The sequence below is a fragment of the Ekhidna sp. genome, assembly GCF_039960695.1.
Classification (GTDB): Bacteria; Bacteroidota; Bacteroidia; order Cytophagales; family Cyclobacteriaceae; genus Ekhidna.
Genome location: NZ_JBDVKP010000004.1, coordinates 291,165 through 313,724 on the forward strand (window position 1 = coordinate 291,165; position 22,560 = coordinate 313,724).

The 22,560-nt window shown below is 37.1% G+C and carries 19 protein-coding genes; 11 read left to right on the forward strand and 8 right to left on the reverse strand.

Annotated features, from left to right (window positions below):
- Positions 1-96: 96 nt before the first annotated feature.
- Positions 97-1,905, reverse strand: coding sequence for an acyl-CoA dehydrogenase family protein (locus ABJG98_RS02010; protein ID WP_348277785.1), 1,809 nt, complete (start codon positions 1,903-1,905; stop codon positions 97-99).
- 234 nt (positions 1,906-2,139) lie between these two features.
- On the opposite strand from ABJG98_RS02010, the gene ABJG98_RS02015 reads away from it, so the two are divergent.
- The 8 genes from ABJG98_RS02015 (at position 2,140) to ABJG98_RS02050 (ending at position 10,012) form a co-directional block, all read left to right on the forward strand.
- Positions 2,140-2,556 (forward strand): DUF2141 domain-containing protein, encoded by a 417-nt coding sequence (locus ABJG98_RS02015; RefSeq protein WP_348277786.1) that lies wholly within the window; start codon positions 2,140-2,142, stop codon positions 2,554-2,556.
- Positions 2,557-2,561: 5 nt separating this feature from the next.
- Positions 2,562-3,599 carry a histidine kinase gene (locus ABJG98_RS02020; RefSeq protein WP_348277787.1) on the forward strand — a complete coding sequence of 346 codons (1,038 nt, stop codon included), beginning with the start codon at positions 2,562-2,564 and terminating at the stop codon, positions 3,597-3,599.
- Complete coding sequence (locus ABJG98_RS02025) at positions 3,596-4,348, forward strand: LytTR family DNA-binding domain-containing protein (RefSeq protein ID WP_348277788.1); 753 nt, start codon at positions 3,596-3,598, stop codon at positions 4,346-4,348. Before ABJG98_RS02020 ends, ABJG98_RS02025 begins: the two co-directional genes overlap by 4 nt.
- A gap of 82 nt (positions 4,349-4,430) precedes the next feature.
- Complete coding sequence (locus ABJG98_RS02030; RefSeq protein WP_348277789.1) at positions 4,431-5,534, forward strand: acyl-CoA desaturase; 1,104 nt, start codon at positions 4,431-4,433, stop codon at positions 5,532-5,534.
- Between the two features lie 3 nt (positions 5,535-5,537).
- On the forward strand, positions 5,538-6,110 hold the full coding sequence (locus ABJG98_RS02035) for a uracil-DNA glycosylase family protein (RefSeq protein ID WP_348277790.1): 573 nt from the start codon (positions 5,538-5,540) through the stop codon (positions 6,108-6,110).
- Between the two features lie 45 nt (positions 6,111-6,155).
- Entirely contained in the window at positions 6,156-9,287 is a 3,132-nt protein-coding gene (locus tag ABJG98_RS02040; protein WP_348277791.1) for a T9SS type A sorting domain-containing protein, read from the forward strand.
- Positions 9,284-9,751 carry a hypothetical protein gene (locus tag ABJG98_RS02045; protein ID WP_348277792.1) on the forward strand — a complete coding sequence of 156 codons (468 nt, stop codon included), beginning with the start codon at positions 9,284-9,286 and terminating at the stop codon, positions 9,749-9,751. Before ABJG98_RS02040 ends, ABJG98_RS02045 begins: the two co-directional genes overlap by 4 nt.
- 81 nt (positions 9,752-9,832) lie before the next feature.
- Complete coding sequence (locus tag ABJG98_RS02050) at positions 9,833-10,012, forward strand: hypothetical protein (RefSeq protein ID WP_348277793.1); 180 nt, start codon at positions 9,833-9,835, stop codon at positions 10,010-10,012.
- A gap of 36 nt (positions 10,013-10,048) precedes the next feature.
- On the opposite strand, the gene ABJG98_RS02055 is transcribed toward ABJG98_RS02050, so the two are convergent.
- From ABJG98_RS02055 to smc, 3 genes are all read right to left on the reverse strand, one after another.
- A complete protein-coding gene (locus tag ABJG98_RS02055; protein WP_348277794.1) occupies positions 10,049-10,651 on the reverse strand; it encodes a DinB family protein in 603 nt (200 codons plus the stop codon).
- Positions 10,652-10,713: 62 nt separating this feature from the next.
- Positions 10,714-11,643 carry a hypothetical protein gene (locus ABJG98_RS02060; protein ID WP_348277795.1) on the reverse strand — a complete coding sequence of 310 codons (930 nt, stop codon included), beginning with the start codon at positions 11,641-11,643 and terminating at the stop codon, positions 10,714-10,716.
- Positions 11,644-11,657: 14 nt separating this feature from the next.
- Positions 11,658-15,179: a chromosome segregation protein SMC gene (gene smc, locus ABJG98_RS02065; RefSeq protein WP_348277796.1), complete on the reverse strand. Its 3,522-nt coding sequence runs from the start codon at positions 15,177-15,179 to the stop codon at positions 11,658-11,660.
- 301 nt (positions 15,180-15,480) lie between these two features.
- Here smc and ABJG98_RS02070 point away from each other — a divergent pair, with 301 nt between their 5' ends.
- A complete protein-coding gene (locus ABJG98_RS02070) occupies positions 15,481-15,849 on the forward strand; it encodes a response regulator (RefSeq protein WP_348277797.1) in 369 nt (122 codons plus the stop codon).
- 48 nt (positions 15,850-15,897) lie between these two features.
- A complete protein-coding gene (locus ABJG98_RS02075) occupies positions 15,898-16,398 on the forward strand; it encodes a hypothetical protein (RefSeq protein WP_348277798.1) in 501 nt (166 codons plus the stop codon).
- Here ABJG98_RS02075 and ABJG98_RS02080 read toward each other — a convergent pair.
- Complete coding sequence (locus ABJG98_RS02080) at positions 16,395-16,784, reverse strand: cytidine deaminase (protein ID WP_348277799.1); 390 nt, start codon at positions 16,782-16,784, stop codon at positions 16,395-16,397. The genes ABJG98_RS02075 and ABJG98_RS02080 overlap by 4 nt on opposite strands.
- Before the next feature lie 91 nt (positions 16,785-16,875).
- Between ABJG98_RS02080 and ABJG98_RS02085 the strand changes: the two genes are divergently transcribed.
- Complete coding sequence (locus tag ABJG98_RS02085; protein ID WP_348277800.1) at positions 16,876-17,361, forward strand: nuclear transport factor 2 family protein; 486 nt, start codon at positions 16,876-16,878, stop codon at positions 17,359-17,361.
- Positions 17,362-17,667: 306 nt separating this feature from the next.
- Here ABJG98_RS02085 and ABJG98_RS02090 read toward each other — a convergent pair whose 3' ends face one another.
- The 3 genes from ABJG98_RS02090 to ABJG98_RS02100 form a co-directional block, all read right to left on the reverse strand.
- Entirely contained in the window at positions 17,668-18,369 is a 702-nt protein-coding gene (locus ABJG98_RS02090; RefSeq protein ID WP_348277801.1) for a LytTR family DNA-binding domain-containing protein, read from the reverse strand.
- Positions 18,370-18,374: 5 nt separating this feature from the next.
- Positions 18,375-21,170 (reverse strand): histidine kinase, encoded by a 2,796-nt coding sequence (locus tag ABJG98_RS02095; protein WP_348277802.1) that lies wholly within the window; start codon positions 21,168-21,170, stop codon positions 18,375-18,377.
- Positions 21,171-21,259: 89 nt separating this feature from the next.
- Positions 21,260-22,546 carry a citrate synthase gene (locus ABJG98_RS02100; protein ID WP_348277803.1) on the reverse strand — a complete coding sequence of 429 codons (1,287 nt, stop codon included), beginning with the start codon at positions 22,544-22,546 and terminating at the stop codon, positions 21,260-21,262.
- Positions 22,547-22,560 lie beyond the last annotated feature (14 nt).

Sequence of the window (22,560 nt, forward strand, 5' to 3'; positions counted from 1 at the left end):
TCTACAAAGCTATTTTGAATTGTGTCCAAAACAAACTGTATATAAAAAAAGCCGACCTAAAGGCCGGCTTTTATAATTTACGAAATAGAATTCTTATTAGTTGTATAAAGAATAAGGGAATTTATTCTCCTTGATCATAACATCTGCAATCGCTTGTCTTAGCTCTTTGGTATTTACAGGGTCCATTTTCGTAAATCGTTTCATACCCATAAGCATTACACGAAGCTCGTCACCTTCAGCAAAGCAGGCAACTGCCTCATCTCCGGAGTTCCTAATTTTTCTAACAGCTTCATACAAGTATAGTTTTGCCATATTTTGATACAACGTGCTTCCCTCTTCTCCGTATTTATTCATCAGTTTCTCGGTTCTGAGTAGGGTAGACTCTGCAGCGTATACTTCAATCACCATGTCAGCAAGGTTCATCAACACTTCTTGTTCGTGATCTAGCTTTGGACCAAATTTTTCAGCCGCTTTTCCAGCAGCCATCAATACTGCTTTTTTCAAGTTTTTAATGACCTCTTTCTCTTTGGCAAGAGGTGCCGATAAATCGGGAGTATCAAATGATGGAACACCAGTCAACTCCTTTCCAACGGCCATGGCTGGTCCCAGTAGATCGATTTCCCCTTTCATGGCTTTTTTGAACATCATCCCAACAAGAAGCATTCGATTAATTTCGTTGGTGCCTTCGTAAATTCGTGTGATACGGGCATCTCTAAAAGCTCTGGCCATTGGAGCTTCTTCAGAAAATCCCATTCCGCCATATACTTGTACACCCTCGTCTACACAGTAGGCAAGTATTTCAGAACCATGAATTTTAATCATGGCGCATTCTATTGCGTATTGCTCTACACCTTTAAGTTTTGCATCGCTGGGGCTCAACCCATCTTCTTGCAGCTTCGCAATTAAGTTCTCGATATCCTGACCAGCTCTATACGATGCTGACTCTGTTGCATAAGTTCGTGTAGCCATGTTGGCTAATTTTTGCTTGATTGCACCGAAATTTGATATTGAAACCCCAAATTGCTTTCTTTCATTGGCGTACTGAGTTGATTTGGTTGCCACGTCCTTACAGCCGTTAATACAGCCAGCGCCTAATTTTATACGTCCTACGTTTAAAACATTCACTGCTATTTTAAACCCATTTTCACGTTCGGAAAGAAGATTTTCTACTGGAACTTTCAAGTCATTGAAAAAGACCTGTCGTGTAGAAGAACCTTTTATTCCAAGCTTCTTTTCCTCATCATTCATGGTAATTCCATCCCATGTTCGCTCAGCTATGAATGCAGATAATTTTTTATCGTCATCAATTTTGGCGAAGATGATTAGTAAGTCTGCAAAACCGGCATTGGATATCCACATCTTTTGTCCATTGATGACATAGTGCTTGCCATCATCAGAGAGTATAGCTTTTGTTTTGCCTGAGTTAGCATCGGATCCTGCATCTGGCTCAGTAAGACAGTAACATGCCTTCCACTCTCCACTTGCAAGAAGCGGAAGGTATTTTTTCTTTTGAGCTTCAGTACCGTAATAGAGTATTGGAAGAGTTCCTATTCCAGTATGAGCTCCGTATGCTGTTGAAAATGATCCTGCTACTGCCATGATATCTGCGATGAGCATTCCAGTATTGAAACTCATGCCTAGCCCTCCATATTCTTCTGGTACATTTACTCCCAAAAGACCCAATTCACCGGCTTTATCCATTAGACCAGCCATTACGCCTTCTTCCATATTCTCAATTCTTTCAGTAATTGGAGTGATTTCTTTGTCTATGAAATCCTGTGTAGCCGCAGCCATCATTTTTTGTTCTTCCGAAAACTCTTCAGGAATGAAGACACTTTCCGCTTGAGTTTCCTTAATGATGAATTCACCACCCTTTAACGCTCTATTTTCTATTGCTGCTTCCATTTTTTGATATCTATATTCTGGTTTATTTTAAATAAAATACGCTGCATGCATAACAAATATACGGATATTTACTCTGCATGCATAACAATTTAGAAATAATTTTAATTCATCTATGCGCTATTATTGTTCTCGGAAAATCGAATAACAGTTCAGACCTAAAAAATGACAGTTGAGTCATGAAAAATTGATGCTTTGATCTGGTTGGTATCAACTTTGATTCAAACAAAAGCAATTATGAAAAAAATATTACTATCAGTTTCTATTATTCTTTGTAGCATTTTATCATATAGTCAAAACTCTTGTGATCTGGTCGTAAAAGTGGAGAACATAAAAGAAGTGAAGGGGTCGCTTAAGATTGCAATTTATAATCAGGAAGATCATTTTTTATCCAAAGAGATGATGAGCGATGGAAAAATGATTGATTCAAACCAAGTAGAATTTATTTTTAAAGGACTCGGTGAAGGAACATATGCAATTTCCCTATATCACGATGAAAATGATAACGGAAAACTTGATGCTAACTTCATTGGAATTCCATCCGAGCCATATGCTTTCTCAAATAATGCGAAGGGAATGTTCGGCCCGCCAAGCTTCGCAGAATGTAAATTTGAAGTTAAAGGTCCTGCTCAAGAGATAGTAATTAGCTTGTAGATCAAATGGTAAAACTTTTTGATACTACATGGCAAAGGCAGCTCATAGAAATAGGATTAATTTTTCTATTCGGAGGAGTTTTACAACTTGTACTTTGGGGGGATCTCACCCGGGTTGAAATGGATTATTACGTAATCAACTTTAGCTATAGTGGTTTTTTTTGGGTGATGCTTTGGAAGGGGAGTGAATATATGGTAGCCCCATTAAATGCACTTTACAGTTGGTTTGAATACCCAGTTAAACGTTTTATCACTAGTGTTTTGGCAATTGTCGTGTATACAAGTTTTGTGGTGTTTCTGCTTGATCTATGTTATGATTATTTTGTTTTTGGGAAAGACTTTAAATCTGCGATAAAAGATCTTAATGGATCACCTCTGACGACAACATTAATGATCAATCTTGTGATAAACACTTTTATGCATGGGAGAGGATTTTTATTAGACTGGAGACAAGCTTCTATTGATCTTGAGAAGTTGAAAACTGAACAGTTATCTTCTCAATATAACAGTCTTAAAAATCAGGTAAATCCTCATTTTTTATTTAATTCTCTTAATGCACTTAGTTCACTGGTTTATGATAATCAGGATAAAGCTGTTGAGTTTATTAGGAAGCTATCACAAGTTTATAGGTATGTCCTGGATTGTATGGATGATGAAGTTGTCTCTTTAGAAAGGGAAATGGCATTTGTAAAGAATTTCATTTTTCTTCAAAAAATACGGTTTGGAGACAATTTGAGAGTCAATATTACTGATGATATGCCCAATTTATTTGTTCCTCCTTTAGCCATTCAAATATTGGTTGAAAATGCTATTAAACATAATGTGGTAAGCGAGAAGGATCCTTTAACCATTGATATTGATCTACAGGGTGAGTATTGTGTGGTTAGAAATAACCTAAAGGAAAAGAATGTAAAAGATTCAATGGGAGTGGGCCTGGAAAATATCAAAGCTCGATACCAGTACCTCACAGATCTCGAAGTTATGATTGCAAAATCTCAAGGCTATTTTGAAGTTAAAATTCCATTACTAAACGTAACAAAATGAGGTTTATAATTATTGAAGATGAACAGCTGGCTGCTAAGCGACTAAGGTTGTTGATCGAAACCCTTCGACCAACCTATGAATTTGTGGCAAAGTTTGATTCAGTGGAATCTGCTTCTATTTCATTGCCTGCACTTTCTTATGATGTCCTGTTCATGGATATTCAGCTCGCAGACGGCATTTCATTCGATATTTTCGATCAGATAAAGGTTGAAAAGCCGATCATTTTTACGACTGCATATGATGAATTCGCCTTAAAGGCTTTCAAAACAAATAGTGTTGATTATTTACTAAAGCCAATTGCTGAAGAGGAATTAAATACAGCAATTGAAAAATTAGAACAGAACTTTAGCAAGCAACCAACCTCTACACCAATTGATTTAAACGACCTTGTAAGATCTATGCAGCCTTTAGGTAAAGAGAGATTTGTTGTTAAGGTAGGAGATCATTTAAGAACGGTAGAAACCTCTGATATTCAATTGGTTTATAGTCAGGACAAAGGCACCTACCTTTACACGAACAGCGGAAAACGTTTCTTGATTGATTACACTTTGGATAAAGTGGAAGATTTGCTAAATAAGGCTCAATTTTTTCGAATTTCGAGGAAATACATGATTAACCTAAACTATATAAAGGACATTATAGCTTTCACAAATTCAAGACTAGAAATTATCATCGATCAATTTGATGAAGATCAGATTATAGTTGCCAGAGAGAGGGTAGGAGATTTTAAATCATGGCTTGATAGATAAAAAACTGCCACTGATCAAATTTATAGCGTAAGTGAAGCGTTTCTTCTGTAAATTTGGTGGTTTCAGATTTTCAAATTTATTTATGTCAGTAGAAACGATGAGCCGTAAGGTTATAAGATTCAAGAATAATTTACACGAGGAGTTTAATAAAACTCTGAACCAACGTGTAAATCAGTATTTTAAAACTTCAAAGTACAGCAGATATGCAAATATTGAAATGGTAATAAAATCCATTTTCATGTTTTGTCTTTATTTGGTGCCGTATTTCATGTTCTTATTCGGAATAGTCCAAAGTATTTGGGTTTTCTATTTAATGGCTTTCCTAATGGGGCTGGGTAAAGCTGGAATTGGGCTTTCTGTAATGCATGATGCTAATCATGGAGCGTATTCCAAAAAGAAATGGATTAACAATTTAGTAGGCTATTCATTGAACTTAGTTGGCGCAAATGCAACCAACTGGAAGATTCAACACAATGTGAAGCATCATACCTACACAAATGTGTCAGGGATGGATGAAGACATTTCTCCTAAGGGTGGTATTTTAAGGTTTGATCCAAATTCTCCAGTTAAACCGCATCATAAATGGCAACATATATATGCATGGTTTCTGTATGGTTTGATGACCATGAGTTGGATTATAGTGAAGGATTGGAGTCAGTTAGCTGAATACACAAAAGATGGACACTTAAAAAAACAGACAAAAAGTATCACAAGGGCCTGGGTGTGGTTGGTAGTTACTAAGGTTTTCTATTATTCGTACATTTTGGCACTTCCAATATTGTTTACATCACTTCCATGGTATCATATCCTTCTAGGATTTATATTAATGCACTATGTAGCAGGTTTCAGCCTTGCATGCATTTTCCAACCGGCACACGTAATGGAAGATCATTCATTTGAAGATGTTGAAGGAAAAGATTTTGTAGAGGAAAATTGGGCAGTTCATCAATTAAAAACTACATGCAATTTCGCACAGAGAAACAAAGTTCTGTCGTGGTTTGCAGGTGGACTTAATTACCAAATTGAACATCATTTATTTCCGAATATATGCCATGTTCACTACCGAAAAATAGCAAAAATTGTGAGGAAAACTGCTGAAGAATATAACATTCCGTACAGGCAATATCCAACATTCAGATCAGCGCTGTTATCTCATGGTAAAATGCTTTATATACTCGGTCGATAGCAGATGAAAGACTTATTAAAAGAAATTAAGAGTTGCACAGTATGCAGCTCTTTTTTTTTGCATGAACCACGTCCCATTGTTAGTATATCTAATACCGCACGCCTCTTGATTGTTGGCCAGGCACCTGGAAGAAAAGTACATGATTCTGGTATTCCATGGGATGATGCAAGTGGAAGGAATTTGCGAAACTGGCTTGGAATCTCTGATGAGACGTTTTACGATACGTCAAAAGTAGCCTTGATACCAATGGGGTTTTGCTATCCTGGAAAAGGAAAATCTGGTGATCTTCCCCCGCGCCCCGAATGTGCACCACTGTGGCACGAGCGTGTATTGAATGAGTGTAAATCAATAAAGCTTACGCTGTTAGTTGGACAGTACGCACAAAACTATTACTTGAGAGATTCGGCTAAAAACAAGCTAACAGACACTGTTCGATCATTTAAGGAGTATCTTCCTAAACATTTACCACTTCCACATCCTTCGCCAAGAAATCGTATCTGGATGAAAAAGAATGAATGGTTTGAAAGTGAACTACTCCCCGAATTGAAGAGTCACATCGAAAAACTGAAATTGTAAAAGCTAGGTTTGGTTATCTTGCCATAATTACCATTATCAGATGTTATGAGAAGAGTCACACCCTATGTCGCAATTTGCGTCATCTTGATTACCGTTTTCTACACTTTTAAGCCCAATAATCAAAAAAGAGAATGGGTCGATTACATTCAAAATCATCCATACAGTCAAAAAGCCGATTTAGGCAAAATTGAAGGTCTTCCAAAGCAAGATCGTCCGGATCTGGCTAGTCAACAGAACTTTCTTATGACCGTGGATCCTGAATTACAATACGTCCCTACGGAAAGACTTTTGAGCGCATTCCAGACCCAAAAGAAATTACAATCAAGGATGTCTGCAGACGCCATAGCTGGAGTTACATGGGAAGAACGTGGGCCAAATAATATTGGAGGAAGAACAAGAGCTCTAATGTGGGATCCGAATGATGCCAACAATGAAAAATTATGGGCAGCTGGAGTTGCTGGAGGTATCTGGTTTAATAATAATATTACTGACGCACAATCCTCATGGCAAAATGTAGATGATTTTATGGCAAACCTGGCCGTTACAACATTGGCTTATGATCCCACAAATACGCAAGTTTTTTATGCAGGTACTGGTGAGGGGTACTTCAATGGAGGTTCTGTACGAGGTGCCGGGATATTTAAGTCCACTGATGGAGGAGCCAATTGGTCTCAGGTTAGCTCTACTGCAACAAGTACATTCAATTTTGTACAACGAGTGGTAGTAACATCGTCTGGAACAATTTTAGCGTCAACTAGAGATGATGGAGTTCAGCGATCCATTGATGGTGGTACTAGTTGGACCACAGTACTTAATGCAAGTTCAACTGGCGCTAGTACCTCTAGAGGAAATGATTTAGAAATAGCCGCGAATGGAGATGTTTATGCTTCACTTGGAATTTTTTCAAATGGTAGCATTCACAGGTCAATAGATGATGGTGCAACTTGGACAGCAATCACTCCGTCCGGGGGATCTCCAGAGCGGATTGAATTAGCAGTCGCTCCATCAGCAAGTAGCAGTACCGCTACAACAGTGATTTATGCGGTTGCTTCTTTCGATGTAAATATCGATTGGTTTAAAAAATCTGTGGATGGGGGAGATACCTGGTCAGATATCACAATCCCAAAATACAGATCTCAGAGCTGTTCAGAAAGCTCGGATGATTTCACAAGGGGTCAGGCATGGTATGACTTAGCACTTGCTGTTAATCCTACCGATGCTGACGTAGTTTTGGCTGGAGGTATCAACGTTTCAAAATCTGCAGACGGTGGAACTACCATGGCAGAGGTTTCCTATTGGACCGGAGGATGCGACGATTACGTCCATGCGGATATTCATAACATTGTATTCAGACCTGGGAACTCTAATGAAGCTGTTATCGGAAGCGATGGTGGTGTAAGCTACTCTGCAGATGTTGGCTCCTCAAGTGACCCATCATTTGATGATAGAAACAAGGATTATAATGTTACTCAATTTTATGCGGTAGCAGCTCAAAATACTGCAGAGGTTGATTACTTTATTGCAGGAGCTCAAGATAATGGAACTCAGCAATTTACGGATGCTAATGGCCTAGCTACTGTTAGTATTAATGGTGGAGATGGAGCTTTCTGTTTCATTGATCAGGATGATAATAATTTTCAAATTAGTTCTTATGTCTACAATGTCTATGATAGGCATGATGCTACAGGAGGGTTCACTGGAAGCCTTGTGAATAATCAGAACAAAGGGAGGTTTATTAATCCAGCTGATTATGACAATTCTTCGGATATTCTTTATTCAGCTGGCGATAGTGACGAACTAATGAGGATTAGCGGCATTACAACAACTCCAAATTCTCAAGAAGCATTAGCAGTTGCATTGGATGGCGGACAAGTATCAACTATAAGAGCCGACGCTTATGCAGACAACAGAGTATTTGTTGGTACTGGAAGCGGTAATATATATCGAATTGATAATGCTGATGCTACACCTTCTGTAAATAATATTACCTCCAACATTACAACGAATGGCTATATTTCTTCAATAGATATTGGTGCATCTGACGATGAAATCATAGTCACTTATTCAAACTATGGAGTGATTTCAGTATGGTATACAGAAGATGGAGGTACTTCGTGGGTAGATAAGGATAACGATGCAAGTTTGCCAGATATGCCAGTTAGATGGGCGCTTTTCAACCCAAACAATTCACAAGAAGTTTTACTCGCGACTGAATTAGGTGTTTGGTCTACTTCAGATATTACAGCTGCCAATCCAGGTTGGCAACAATCCTCTGACAACTTAGCAAACGTACGCTGTGATATGCTACAATATAGATCTAGTGATAACTTAGTAGTTGTTGCTACTCATGGACGAGGAGTTTTCACGTCCAATACATTTGATGGACTTGCGGCACCAACAGATTTTAACGTAACTCAGGATGCGGACTTTATCACGTTGAGTTGGTCAGACAATTCTGCCGACGAAGACAACTATATCGTTGAGAGGTCGATAGGAGATGAAACTTCCTATTCTGTTATTGCTACATTGAACCCAGATACAGAGACCTATGCAGATGCAACTCCAGAAACCAATGAGCTAGTGTATTATAAAGTTTATGGCACATCGGTTTTAGAAGGAGATTCAAGGGTGTTGGAAGCAGAAGTACTGAGTCTTCCAGCAGCCCCTACATTTGGAGCAACAACTGATGCAACCACTGCCGAATTCACAATCAACTGGACAGTTGACGATGGGGCATCCATATTTTTTCTAGATGTTTCGGAGAGCGATGATTTTTCAGATTTCCTCCCTGGATATGAAAGCAGACTTGTTTCAGGTCTATCAAGTACAATTAGCAACAGGCCAAGCGGAACATATTACTTCAGAGTTGCTGCATCTAATACTTCAGGATTATCGGATTTTTCTGCTGTTGGCACTATAATATTGGATCCTTTATCCATTACTGAAAACGAAATCATTGGCTACCCAAACCCAAGTACCGGGCATTTCACGATTAGGGGACTAGATTCAAAAGTTGAGTTTGAGCTAATTGATATGTTAGGACAAAAAGTAGACTTCAAGGTTGTTAATAAAGAGGGAGGGTTTGAGTTTGATATATCAAGTTTAATGAACGGCTCTTATCTACTGAGAATTTCACATGAGTTTGATGTAATCACTAAAACGATAGTCAAGAAATGAGATATTTAATATTAGTTGCTATTGTGGTAATAAGCTGCAAGACCACATCAAAAAACAGCCAGGTTCAAGCTCAAGAGCAAGTCATTTTCGAGGAAGTAGAGAGGGAAGTAACTGATCGCTATGTGCTAGTAAAACTTAAAAATTTGACAAGTGTGAGTCAGATTATACTAGATCCGATGGAAAAGTCAATTGAAAAAGAAGTTAATGGTGAATGGACCAAAGTTGGTGTGCTGTATTGCGATTGTGGCGGACCTCCATGTCCAGCTCCAGCTAACGAACGCTTGATCGAGGCGAGTGCTGTATTTAACTTCAGATGGGATTTGATGATAGAGGATTGCAAGACAAGTGAACAAGGGCAAATGACTGTAAAGGAAAAAGCTCCACAAGGATCTTATCGTGCTACATATAAATACAAGTCAGAAAGTGGTGAAATTCAGCAAATGATCATCAAATTTACGTTGTAATGTAGGTAGACAATATACCCAAAAATGGGTATTGATATTCATTATTTATCGTGAGAAATTAGCAGAATACTTATCACTAATATGAATATTTCAATTATATCTACTTATAAGAAAGAGGTTTCAGAAGAACAATTTGTAGCCAAGAAAGTATCAAGAGTATTGCTTGAGCTTGCAGAACTGCATCTAAAGTCTCCAGATACAAGCCATTTGATATCTGAAGATGGAATAGAAAAGTTGAGAAAGAAGCTTGGAAATAGATAAAGTAAAAAGGGCCTGAATGTTCAGGCCCTTTTTTGGTTAACTTGGAAAATCAGTATTTTCCATTATTTCTCTTATTTGATCGGTATGTCTTTGAGTATGTCCTGACATAAACAGAATCCCCTGATAGGTATCGATTAATCCAAATGGAAACTGCAAATAATGATTCCTAAGATCGGCATCAGTGGACTTAACAAATTTCATATTTGATTTTCTTCTTTCCTTAAAGGTTTTTAGCGTACCATCAAATCCATCAAAACTGTTTGTTGGTTCAAATTCTTTTCGTGTTTTCACTTTTTGCTCACGACTAGTAATCAGTCCAAGAATTTGCTCGTCACTCATCGCCACTTCAGATCTTTTGGAAGGATCACTGTCTCCTTCTAGTCCCATTTGAATCATTCCGATAAGATTTTTCTCGGAGATTGCAATGTGTTCAAGACATTCAGCAATTGACCATGAGTTTTCATCTGGTTTAAAGTTCTTCTGACTTTCAGTAAGCCCATTTACTAATGAAGTAAGTTCACTTTGGGTTTTCTTTAAGTGACTAAGTGCTTTTTTTCTTTCTTCAGTGCTTATGGTTGTTTGGGCTACGGCTGCCGCAACCAACAGAACACCTGTCAAGGTTAGGACTATCTTTTTCATTGTTATAGTATTTTAGTTTGTCGCTTGACGAATAAAGGTATTGGATTTGGACAAATAGTATATTATTTGTCGAGACTAATCAAATAACCGATCGAAAAATTGGATTGGCTGTCAAAGATATATGAGTAGGTTGGCTCTAGATATAACGCATTATAGATCACATTTGCCGCTCTTAGTTTCTCATTATCAGAAGGATATTCTCCTGGTGATTTTAAAACGAAATACCTATTTTCATTTTGTTCGATTTCATCCTTTATAAATTCATAAATCATTCCGCCCAACATAAAGCAGAGGGTTCTGTTTTTTTCAGGTATTTCAAGAATGGCATCTCTAACTTCTCTGAAAACAGTTGTATCCTGAACATCTCCTAGAAAGTATTTAGAACCATGAATATCAATGCTGAGTGTATCATCCTCTTCAATCCATGAAAGCTTAGTATTGCCAGAGCCTATATCAACTAAAAATGATTCATTGATAAACTCGCGAGGTATGGTTGCAATAAGTGCGTATTGTCCTTCATCCTTTGAATTAATGTAATCAAGGTGACGTTTTTGCTTAGAAAGTTCAATCTTCAATTTATCGACTATAGATGCTTGTACAGCGCTCGAGCTGGCAATTATGTGAATGTTCGCCGGACTTACGCCGTACTCTATGATTTCATTTCTGAATTCAGAAATTTTAGTAATAATCTCATTTGTCGTATTTACACCGTAAATGATATTACTTCGACCATAGGAAGATGCTTTCAAAGACCATCTGTTTTGATCGTCAATTTCTACAATGAAATAATTTAAACCTAGCGCACCCAATTCAATAGCTGCAAATAACTTTCCGTTTACTGGTATTGGGGGTTGGTAATCAAAATTCCTTGCTGTCAACTTTGGAGTAGCTGATATTTGAGTTTTATTCTCGCTATTTGTGCTTTGATTTTGTGTGTTACAGCTAAATAGTAACAGACTGAATATGAAGCAGCATTGGACTAGAAATCTCATTAAGGCAATCTAAATTAAGCTAGTTCACGCAAATCTACAGGAACTACCTTAGATACACCTTGTTCTTGCATGGTAACGCCATAAATTACATCTGTGCTAGCCATAGTCCTTTTGTTGTGTGTTACAATTATAAACTGAGAATCTTTAGAGAACTTTCTAATGATTTCGTTGAATTTATCAATGTTTGCATCATCCAATGGCGCATCAACCTCATCGAAGATACAGAATGGTGCTGGCTTAAGCAGATAAATTGAGAATAGGAGAGAAGTAGCTGTCAATGTTTTTTCACCACCTGAAAGCTGATTTATTGTCAAAGGCCTTTTTCCTTTTGGTTTGGCAATGATATCAATTGCACTTTCTAGAGGCTGTTCTGGATTTGTCAGAATAAGGTCACAGTCATCTTCTTCTGTAAAGAGTGTTCTAAAGACTTTTATGAAGTTGTCTTTAATGTGCTGGAAAGCTTCCATGAAGGTTTCTTTTGCTACTTCATCGATCTCACCGATAGTTGTGAGCAAAGACTCTTTGGCATTAAGTAAATCTTCTTTTTGACTGATTATAAATGTATGCCTTTCTTGTATTTCTTCGAAAGCTTCCATTGCCATGGGATTGATAGGCCCCATATTATCAAGCCTATTTCTTAGCTTGTCTACTTTCGTTCGCAGTTCTTCTTCTGTAAATTTTTCATAGTCTGAAATGTCTTCTTTCTTGATTTGCTCTAAATTGATATTAAACTCCACTGATAAGCGATCTTTGACGGAGTTAAGGCCAATCTTGGCATCATTGAGCTTGTTTTGCCACTCCATCAACGCATTGTCAATTCCTTCGCGAGTTCGTTGAGTCTCTCTTAAGTTTTTTTCCTCTTCATCAATGATGCCACGAGCTTCATAATACTCTTTTTCAGCCTCGTTAACACCATTTTCCAAGGCTTCTTTCTCTTCATACATCCCAACTAACTCATCATCACTTGCTGTGCTCTTTTTTACAAGCTCATTGAGATTTGTGGTAGCGTCTTCTAATTCTTCTCTGTTTTGTTCAATTCTATCAAGAGAGGATTGATAGGATTCTTCTTTGAATGATATTTCCTGAAGAATACTATTTAGTTTGTTTTGTTGCTGATGGAAAAGCACATTTTCTTCATTGTAGGAAGTAGACTTCAGATCTAAAGCTTCTTGTAATGTTCCAACCTCTTCTTTTTTGGCTTCTAAGCTGCTTTCAAGTTCACTTAGTTCAGATTTTTCTTTTTCGGCTTGTGGTCGGATGTCTTCAAGCTCTTTTTCCAACAGAATAATTTGTTGCTGTATATCTTCCCTTCTATTCTTATTCGAAGTAAGAAGTTCAACGAATTGCTCTTGTTTGGTTTGAACAGAAATCTCTCTCTCCTTTATTCTGGAAAGAACTTCTTTCACCTCATCAAGTTGTGCTATTTTGGATGAAAGACGTAGTTCATTTAGCTGAGATTGATACTTAGAGACTTTTTGCTCAGAGGCGGCTTGTTGTTTCTTTAGATCTTTTATTTCAACTTCAAGCTTTTCTAAATTTTTGGCACGACCAATACGCTTTCCTTCAAATAACCCTATTGAACCTCCTGAAATACTGTATTGTCTTAAAGTTATTTTACCCTCTGTATCAAGCAATACAGGATTGGAATTTTCAGAATAAGAAGGATTAGGAGATATGTAGACATTCCATAGAAGATGCCTAATTAGGTTTTCATACTTGGCGTCATAGTCAATGAGGTCGAGTGCTGCCAGGCTACCTGAAGGAGTTTCAATATCTTCTGCTTTGTATCCATTAAGCTGATCTAAAATAAAGAAATTAGCTTTTCCTCTAGTTGATTCACTCAATAAATTAACCGCTTTGAGCGCGTCATCTTTCGTTTCTACAATGTAGTAGTTCATGAAAGGTTCGAGGAAATTTTCGATGGTAACCCGATACTCTTCAGGGCAACTAAGTATATCTGAAAGGAGCGGAGCATCTTTCCATTGTGTATTCTTCTTAAGGAACTTGATAGCTTCTGGAAATCCTTCCAAATTGTCAACCAAAGATTTGGTTAGATTGTATTCATTTTGACGTGCATCAAGGGTTCGATTGGTTTTGGCGAGTTCTTCTCTGGACTTATTAAGTTGTGATTCTGTATCTGTAATTTGTTCCTTGAGGCTTTCTTCTGACGACCTTAATTGGTCATAGATTAATTGCTTTTCATTTTTTTCATGTGTTATCTCTGCCAATCGAGTTTTGAACTCTTCCAGATTGGCACTCTTCTCACTAGAGTCTTCACTGGTTTTACTGAGTTCATTCAGCATAGATTTTAGCTGAATGTCCTTAATCTCAATCTCCTTTGTAAGCTGAAATTGATGATCTTTCTTTTCCGAATAATATAGATTGAGTGAACTTAGTTTTTCCTGAGATTCAGTAGTAAGATTTTTTTGTGATTCATAATCATTTTTTAGTGCCTCAACTTTCGAAAGGATGGTAGTTACATCTTTCTCTGCTTCTCTAGCTTCATTTCTTAACCCTTGCAGAGAAATTGCAGCTCTCTCGCTACTTTGTTTGTCATGACTGATTTGTTCCTTTAGCGTGTCAATCTTGTCATGTAAGAATTTTTGTCTCTCATTTTTAATTTTTTTATCACTCTCATATTGACGGATGGTACTTACATGTTCATTCAATGATTTTTGGCGAGAGGATAGGAGCTTTTCTTTTGAAATTAAATCAGCTTTTGCTTTTTCAATGGCTGCTTCTTTTTCATTGACCAGTGCATTTAATGCGAGTTTTTTATCATTTTCTCCTTGAATGTGTTGTTGTATTTCATCGAAATGTACTTGCTGATTGTTCATTGCCTTTTGGGCTAGCGCAACACTTGAGTTTTTATAATCATCCTTAAGCTCATAGTATTTTTTAGCTTGAGAAGCCTGACGTTCAAGGGACTTTAGGTTTTTTTCAATCTCAAATAACAAATCTTCAACTCGTTCTAGGTCCGCATCCGTATCACTAAGCTTTTTGAGTGTTTCCTTTTTACGAATTTTGAATTTAGAAATACCGGCAGCTTCTTCAAACAACGCACGTCTCGAATTGTCCTTATCATTTAATATGTCATCCACCATCTTCAACTCAATGATGGCATAGCTGTTGGACGCAATTCCTGTATCTAAAAACAGATTGGTAATGTCTTTTAGGCGGCAAGTGACACCATTGAGAAGATATTCACTTTCCCCAGAACGATAGTACCTACGAGTGATCGTAACCTGAGAATATTCCGTCGGTATAAGGTTTTTGGTGTTATTGAAAGTCAGAGAAACTTCGGCAAGCTGAGTCTGTTTTCGCGCTTTGGTTCCGTTAAAAATTACATTCTCCATTTTATCAGATCGCAGCACTCGTGATTTTTGTTCACCTAGCACCCAACGAATAGAATCAACCACGTTTGATTTACCGCAACCATTGGGGCCTACTATGCCTGTAATGCCCTCATCGAAGTTTATAACAACTCGATCAGCAAAACTTTTAAAGCCCTTTATTTCTAATTTGGTTAACTGCATGTGGAGTACATTCGGTCATTAAAGGTGAAGCGGACAAAAATATAAGATTCGACTGCAACTAGGTGTTTAGAAATTAAAATTGTTGCTGTGATTTATCCACCTTTTTTCCCCATAATAGCGATTCACTCGTTAAGATCATTTATTCATGTAATTATTTAAAAGATTAATCGAATGATTAGAGGGTAATTCAAATGTTCGTTGCATTATTGTAACAAACACATACCAAATGTGAGAATAACTTAACTTTTTGATAAAAGTCATTTATTTTTAATTAACATAGACTGCAAGGAAAATTCTTAATATGGAGAAACCCACAATTCTGTACGTGGACGATGATCAGTTCAACATTACTCTTTTCGAGTTCAATTTTAAAAATGAATTCGAAATACTTAATGCTACGTCGGGTTCGGAGGCTCTTAGTCTTATTAAAGAACATGATGAAATCGCTGCGATTGTGAGTGATGTGCGAATGCCAGAAATGGATGGAATTGAGTTCATTACCAAGGTGAAAGAAACCAAAGAGAGTTTGCCTTGCTTTTTACTGACTGGTTATGGTGGTGCCCAAGAAGTAGTTGATGCGATTGATCAAAACCTTATCGTAGGATATTTTAGCAAGCCTTTTGACAAAGAAAATATCATTACTACACTAAAATCAACTATTAACGAATAAGAGTGCTCAAAAGCACCGATTTCATTTCTCTTTTTTTAACTTAGCTGCATGGACGATTTTAGTTTCTGGTGGTACATTATTGCGGCTGTAATTTATTTTCTCACTCGAGGAAAGAAGAAAAAAAACCAGCCCAATTCACGTCCCGGATCTGAAAATAACCCTCCAACGAGTCAGCCAAAATCTTTTGAAGACCTCCTAAAAGAAATTACTGAGGGAAGACCAGCGCAGGAGCCAACCATCCAGCAAGAGCCGGTAATTATCGATACCGATGACTCAGAAAAGGAAAATCAAAGATTTGAAGGTGATAAGAGATTTTTTGCTGATGATGAAAGTCGCAGAGTTTATGAAGAGTCTATTAAAATGGCTGAGGGTGCAGACATAGAATTTGCGCCAGATGAAAACTTTCAAGAACCACGACTATTCAAGGGTGTTCAAAAGGATTCAGAAGATGAGGAATGGTCGATAGTTAATGAGATTCATGATGGATTGAATACATCTGAGGCGAAAAAAGCAATTATATATAGTGAAATACTTTCTCGAAAGTATTAGTCTTTGCTTAAGTCAAATGCATTGGGTAGAAGCTCACTCATCTGATGTGAGGTAAAATCGTCTGTTTCACAGAAGCTGAAAACCTTAGGATTACCAAATTCATGAATAACTTGTCTACAAGCTCCACATGGTGGAGTTGGTGTAGGAGTTGGTGTATACACGACGATCGTTTCTATTTCAACATTACCTTCCTGATTGATTGCTTGTGCAATGGCATTACGTTCTGCGCAGATCGTAAGTCCATAAGATGCATTCTCAACGTTGCATCCAGTATATACATTGCCGGATTTGGTAAGCAGTGCGCATCCAACTTTAAACTTGCTGTATGGTGCGTAAGCTTGTTTTGCTACCTTTTTTGCTACATCTTTTAATTGAGTTTCAGACATCTGATTTTGTTAATGATATTTAAATTAGGTTATCCTTTAATTTCAAACTACGTATTTTTTGTAGTTTGCATTTATAAACAAGAAACAATTTATGAAATATTTATTGCTAGGATTACTGGGTGTTGTAATGATCAGTTGTACAGCTCCAACCGAAAAATCTGTAGTAATCACAGATAATGATGAAGCTATACTTAGAGAGTTTAAAACGGTACTGTGGCCAAAAGCCTACGGTCAGCAGGATACGGTCTTGTTGAACGAGCTTCTGCATGAGGATTTTCAGATGATAGATGATAATGGTGATTCATATACAAAATCTGATGAGCTAACGTATATAGCCAATTATGGACCAAGCTACGATGATTTTGATTTTGAAATTATTCGTCTGGATATTTTTGATAATGGAACCGCTATTGTTTCTGGCGTTGGAACAATGAAGGGAGTGGAAGCTGGTGAAGCTTATATCACGAAATATAAATCGAGTAATGTGCTTGTAAAGATAGATGGGCGATGGAAGGCAATTAGTAGCCACGTGAGTGGTGTAAAAGAAGAAAGATTTCCAATGGCACCTACGGAATAAAAGGAATCCTGACCAACTAAGGTCAGGATTGATAGGTCATTAGGTGAATCTAAGCCTATCATAAGCTATATTTAGAATTCTTGTTTGAATTAAGAGAATGAACTTGAGAGCATTGAAAGAATAGCTACTAAGAGAAAGAGCTTCCATGCAATAGCATATAATGGTGGTGCATCGGTGTCAGTGCTTCGACTCATCAATTTATTTTCACAAAGATATTGTTGGTAATCCTCCTGCAAGGGAGATTGTGATTTAAATGAACGAGGGTGCTTTTTTAAGTGATGAATGTGCCGTTTCAATGAACGAAGGTCAGAGAAATTTCTCCATAAGTTCATCTTTTTTACTCTTGGATACTTCTAGAATGTCTCCATTCGAAAGAACTGCTTGAAAGATTTTTCCTTTTTTTAAGTGCTTGATTTGATTAAGATTAACTATATATGAGCGATGAATTCTCAAGAAGGAGCCATGTAGAAGTTGCTCGTAATAACCAAGAGACTTAGATGAAACAAGGGTCCCTTCCTCCGTGTGAAAGACGCTATAATTTTTGTCTGATTGGATATAATGAATTTTATTAAGCTCCATTATATGCATTCCGTCAGCTGTATTAATAGTGATTTTTTGTGCTTCCAATACAGGTTGCTCAGCGTAGGTTAATTCAAAATATCTATTGATGGCTCGCTTTAACTCAGATTTATCAATTGGTTTCAATAGATAGTCCAGGACTGAAAGTCTTAAGGCTTCGATGGCATGTTCTTGATACGCCGTGGTAAGTATTACTTTCACACTTAAGCTTTTTATACGCTCTATCAACTCTAGACCTGTTCCATTAGGCATATTTACGTCTAAGAAAACAAGTTCTGGCTTATCATCTCTTATAATAGTAAACGCTTGCTGAATATTATTTGCAATACCTATCACATTAACTTCCGGGACATGCTTTTCGAGCAACAATTTGAGTGTCTTAATCGCTCTTGGTTCATCATCGACAAGTAGTGTTTTGATTATACTCATACTCATTAATTAAGGCTGTCTGAAAAAGTAAGTTTAACCGTGGTACCAAGTTTGGGAAAACTTTTTATTTCAAAACCGGATGTAATTCCATTGATATTGCCTAACAGTGCAAGACGCTCAGCTACAAGTTTTGTCCCTTTGGAGTCATGCTTAGGTTTATTGATGGATTCATTCACATCAAAACCAATTCCATTATCAATCACACATACCTGAATTCCATTATCAAGTTTGTTAAATTCTATACATATCTCTCTAAATCCTTCTTTCAAAGAGAGGCCGTGCCAAATAGCATTTTCAATAAACGGTTGAATCACCATAGAGGGTATTTTGCTTCTCCTAGGTTCAATGTTCTGATCAATTGAAACTTTGTAATTAAACCCTTTATCAAATCTAAGTTTTTCTAAAGCAACATAGAGTTCGAGCATCTCCAATTCATCGGCTAGAGATACTGTAAGTTGATCAGAGTGATCCAGGACTTTTCGGATCAATCTTCCATATTTTACAAGATATTTATCCGAACTCTCAAGATCGCCCTCTAATACAAATGATTGTATGGAGTTGAGTGCATTGAATAAAAAGTGAGGATTAATTTGGGCTTTAAGTGCTTTTATCTCAGCTTGGGCCTTAGATCTTTCGAGTTCTTTCTTGAAATTTTGATTTCTGTAGTACTGCCGTGTCAAGATTGCTGTGATTAGAAGAAGTGCTAAAGAAGCAAGCACATAGAAAGAGTTTCTTTGCCAGAAGGCGGGTACTATTTCAAATTGATACATTATCGAAGGGGACCAATCACTATTTTTGGTTTTTGCTCGTACCAAAAATGAATATTTGGCTGGTTCTAAACTTGAAAAATTTACTTGATTAGTTTTCGTGTTTATCCAATTGTCATTGAGGAGAGAATCTTCTGGGTCAGTGAGTTGATATTGATACTGAAGACTGCCATGATTTCTATAAACGAGTGCTTTATATTCAATGAAGACAGACTTTGTTTCATGATTTAGTGTCCCTCCAGCGTAGTTGATATTATCAACTAAGATCTTATCAAAATAGAACTTAAAATTATTTGGTTCCCTTAGCCGAATACCTGTAGGAAAAGAATATAGCCCGTCACCAGTTGCCAGATAGATGCTATCATTGAAAACAGCTATGTCATTGATTTTATAATCCTTAAGACCGTCAGATTTATCAAGCAGTGAAATGGACAGTTGGCCTCTCTTCCATTTTAGTTTATTGATTCCCTTTGGTGTTGCGATCCAAAAGATTGAATCTGAAATCAATAACTTGTTGCAGACATTGGATACCAATCCATGTTTGGTGGAAACTTGTGTAACATGTGATCCATTTTTGGTGAGCAAGCCATTCCCATCTGTAGCCAACCATAGTAAATTTTCATGGCATATTTTCATATCATTGATTCGAGCAGTTAAGAGGGGTGATGAGCCTGCACGCGTAATCGAATCAAAATGAAATTGCTGAAGCCCGGTATCTGTACCCAGATAAATGGTGTCTCTTAAAATGGAAATGCTTTTAACATATCCTGGAAATCTAATCACATTTCTTCTTGGATTGGAAAGATTGCCTTCACTGACGTAGTATCTTCCACCTATAATGAAATTACTTGTGTCCCTAAAAGAAATAGTCAGGGCACTTGACGAGATTTTTTTGGAATTAAAGTACGTGCCGCTGTGGCCAACAAACCATAGATCATTATTTAGGTCACGCCCAATATAATTAATACTGTTTTTTGGGACATATCTGATGGTTGAGCTTATTCGATTGTTACGACCAATCTCAGTTATAAATTGAGTACCATGCGTAACAATTAATTTATTGTCTTTTTTTCTTAGTGCAGTGACATTTTTACTATCTAATTTTAATTTAAGTTCTGTTTTTGGTTTAAAATAGATTCCTGACTTTATGGACGTAAACCAGATATTCCCTTCTCTATCTTTGAGAAGTGAAGAGATAAATTGTAATTGTGAGTATTCTTCAAAATGATAAGGTCTTTCAGAAATTGACGATTGTATTTTTTCTGGCCTGAAGAGTAGCAATCTATTTTCTAGCTGCTGAAGATTTAAAATTGTATGAGTTTTGGTAGTAATGATTAGTGAAATCGTATCTTTTAACAAAATTCTGACTAAGCGACCTCTTTCCAAGCGTCTATCATAGGAGATAATATTGCCATCATAGCAGAGAGGATAGGTGTATTCAATTGAAAATTTAGGAGTAACTAATTCTTTGAGTTGTAATGTTGCATCTAGTTTATAAATCTTACTTAATGATAAAATATACACTGCATCATTGCATTTGCATAGTGAAATAAACCTGCTTTGTTGGAGATCTAATTCAACAATATTATCACCTTCAAGAATTTTTATTTTATTTGATACTGAGGCAAAAAATATCTTTCCATATGCTTCGATTATGCTCGTAATTCGCCCTTTAAGATCAAGTTTTTTTAGCCAATCGGTGTTCTTGGAACTATGAATAGATCCGTTTTGCACAAATCCTACTTTGCCATTTAAAGTAAAAAACCAAATCCGACTTTTTGAGTCTTTAAAAAAATGTAAAATCTCTGTATCTGGAATGCCATCATCTAGAGTATAGGTAGTGAACTCATATCCATCATACCTTACAAGTCCGGAATCTGTTCCAAACCATATGAATCCATCATCATCCTGTTCCACGCAATAAACCATATTTGTTGGTAGCCCATCGTCAACAGTATAATTGATAATGCTAGTCTTCTGAGGGAAGATATGTAAGGAGTTCAGGAGGAATAAGATGTATACTAAGGATTTCACTTCGTGAAATTTACAATCTATTATGATTGAAATGCATAAAAAAAGCCCACCAAGATCTAATTAGTGGGCTTTTATTTTAATATGTGAATCTATCTTTTCGAAAAATCTTTATAATCTCGCTCGTTCATTCCCGTGTATACTTGTCTTGGTCTCCCAATCGGCTCGCCATTTTCTCTCATTTCTTTCCATTGTGCAATCCATCCTGGAAGTCTACCTAATGCAAACATTACAGTAAACATATCAGTTGGAATACCAAGGGCCCTGTATATGATTCCGGAGTAGAAGTCTACGTTGGGGTAAAGCTTTCTTTCTACAAAATATTCATCTCTTAATGCTTCTTCTTCCAAACCTTTCGCAATATCTAGTATAGGATCAACAACGCCTAGTTTCTCTAACACGTCATCTGCTGCTTTTTTGATGATTTTTGCTCTAGGATCAAAGTTCTTATATACCCGGTGTCCAAAGCCCATTAATCTGAATGGATCATCTTTGTCTTTAGCTTTACCCATCCATTTTTTGGTATCACCTCCATCTGCTTTGATGTTTTCCAGCATTTCGATTACTGCTTGATTAGCTCCACCATGAAGTGGTCCCCATAAAGCATTGATTCCAGCTGAGATAGATGCCCACAAGCTTGCCTGGCTTGACCCAACAATTCGTACGGTTGAAGCTGAGCAGTTTTGCTCGTGATCGGCATGCAAGATTAGAAGTTTGTCCAAGGCGTTAGCTACGACTGGATCAATTTCATATTCTTCAGCAGGAAGTGCAAACATCATGTTCAGGAAGTTTCCACAATAATCCATTTTATTGCTAGGGTAAATCACTGGATGACCTACCTTTTTCTTATAAGCCCAGGCTGCGAATGTTGGCATTTTAGCTAATAGTCTAATAATGCTTAGTTCTGTTTCTTCTTTAGATCTGTTAGGGTCAAGACTGCTAGGGTAGAAGGCAGTTTGTGCCGTAATCAGAGATGAAAGAACACCCATTGGGTGAGCAGCTGAAGGGAAGCCATCTAGAATTTTCTTGATATCCTCGTTGACAAGTGTATGATGAGTGATATCGCCCGCAAATTTGTCAAATGTTGCCTTATTTGGAAGCTCACCATAAATCAGCAAGTAAGCAACCTCAAGGAATGTGGAATTATCAGCAAGTTGCTCTATTGGATAGCCTCTGTATCTAAGGATTCCTTTTTCACCATCCAGAAATGTGATGGCACTTTCACATGAGCCCGTGTTTTTGAATCCTCTATCAAGAGTGATAACGCCAGATTGACCTCTAAACGAGCTAATGTCTATTGCCGTTTCGTTCTCAGTCCCTACGGTTACAGGTAACTCATATGTTTTACCATCTACGGTTATTTGAGCGGTTTTTGACATGTTATTTATTTCTA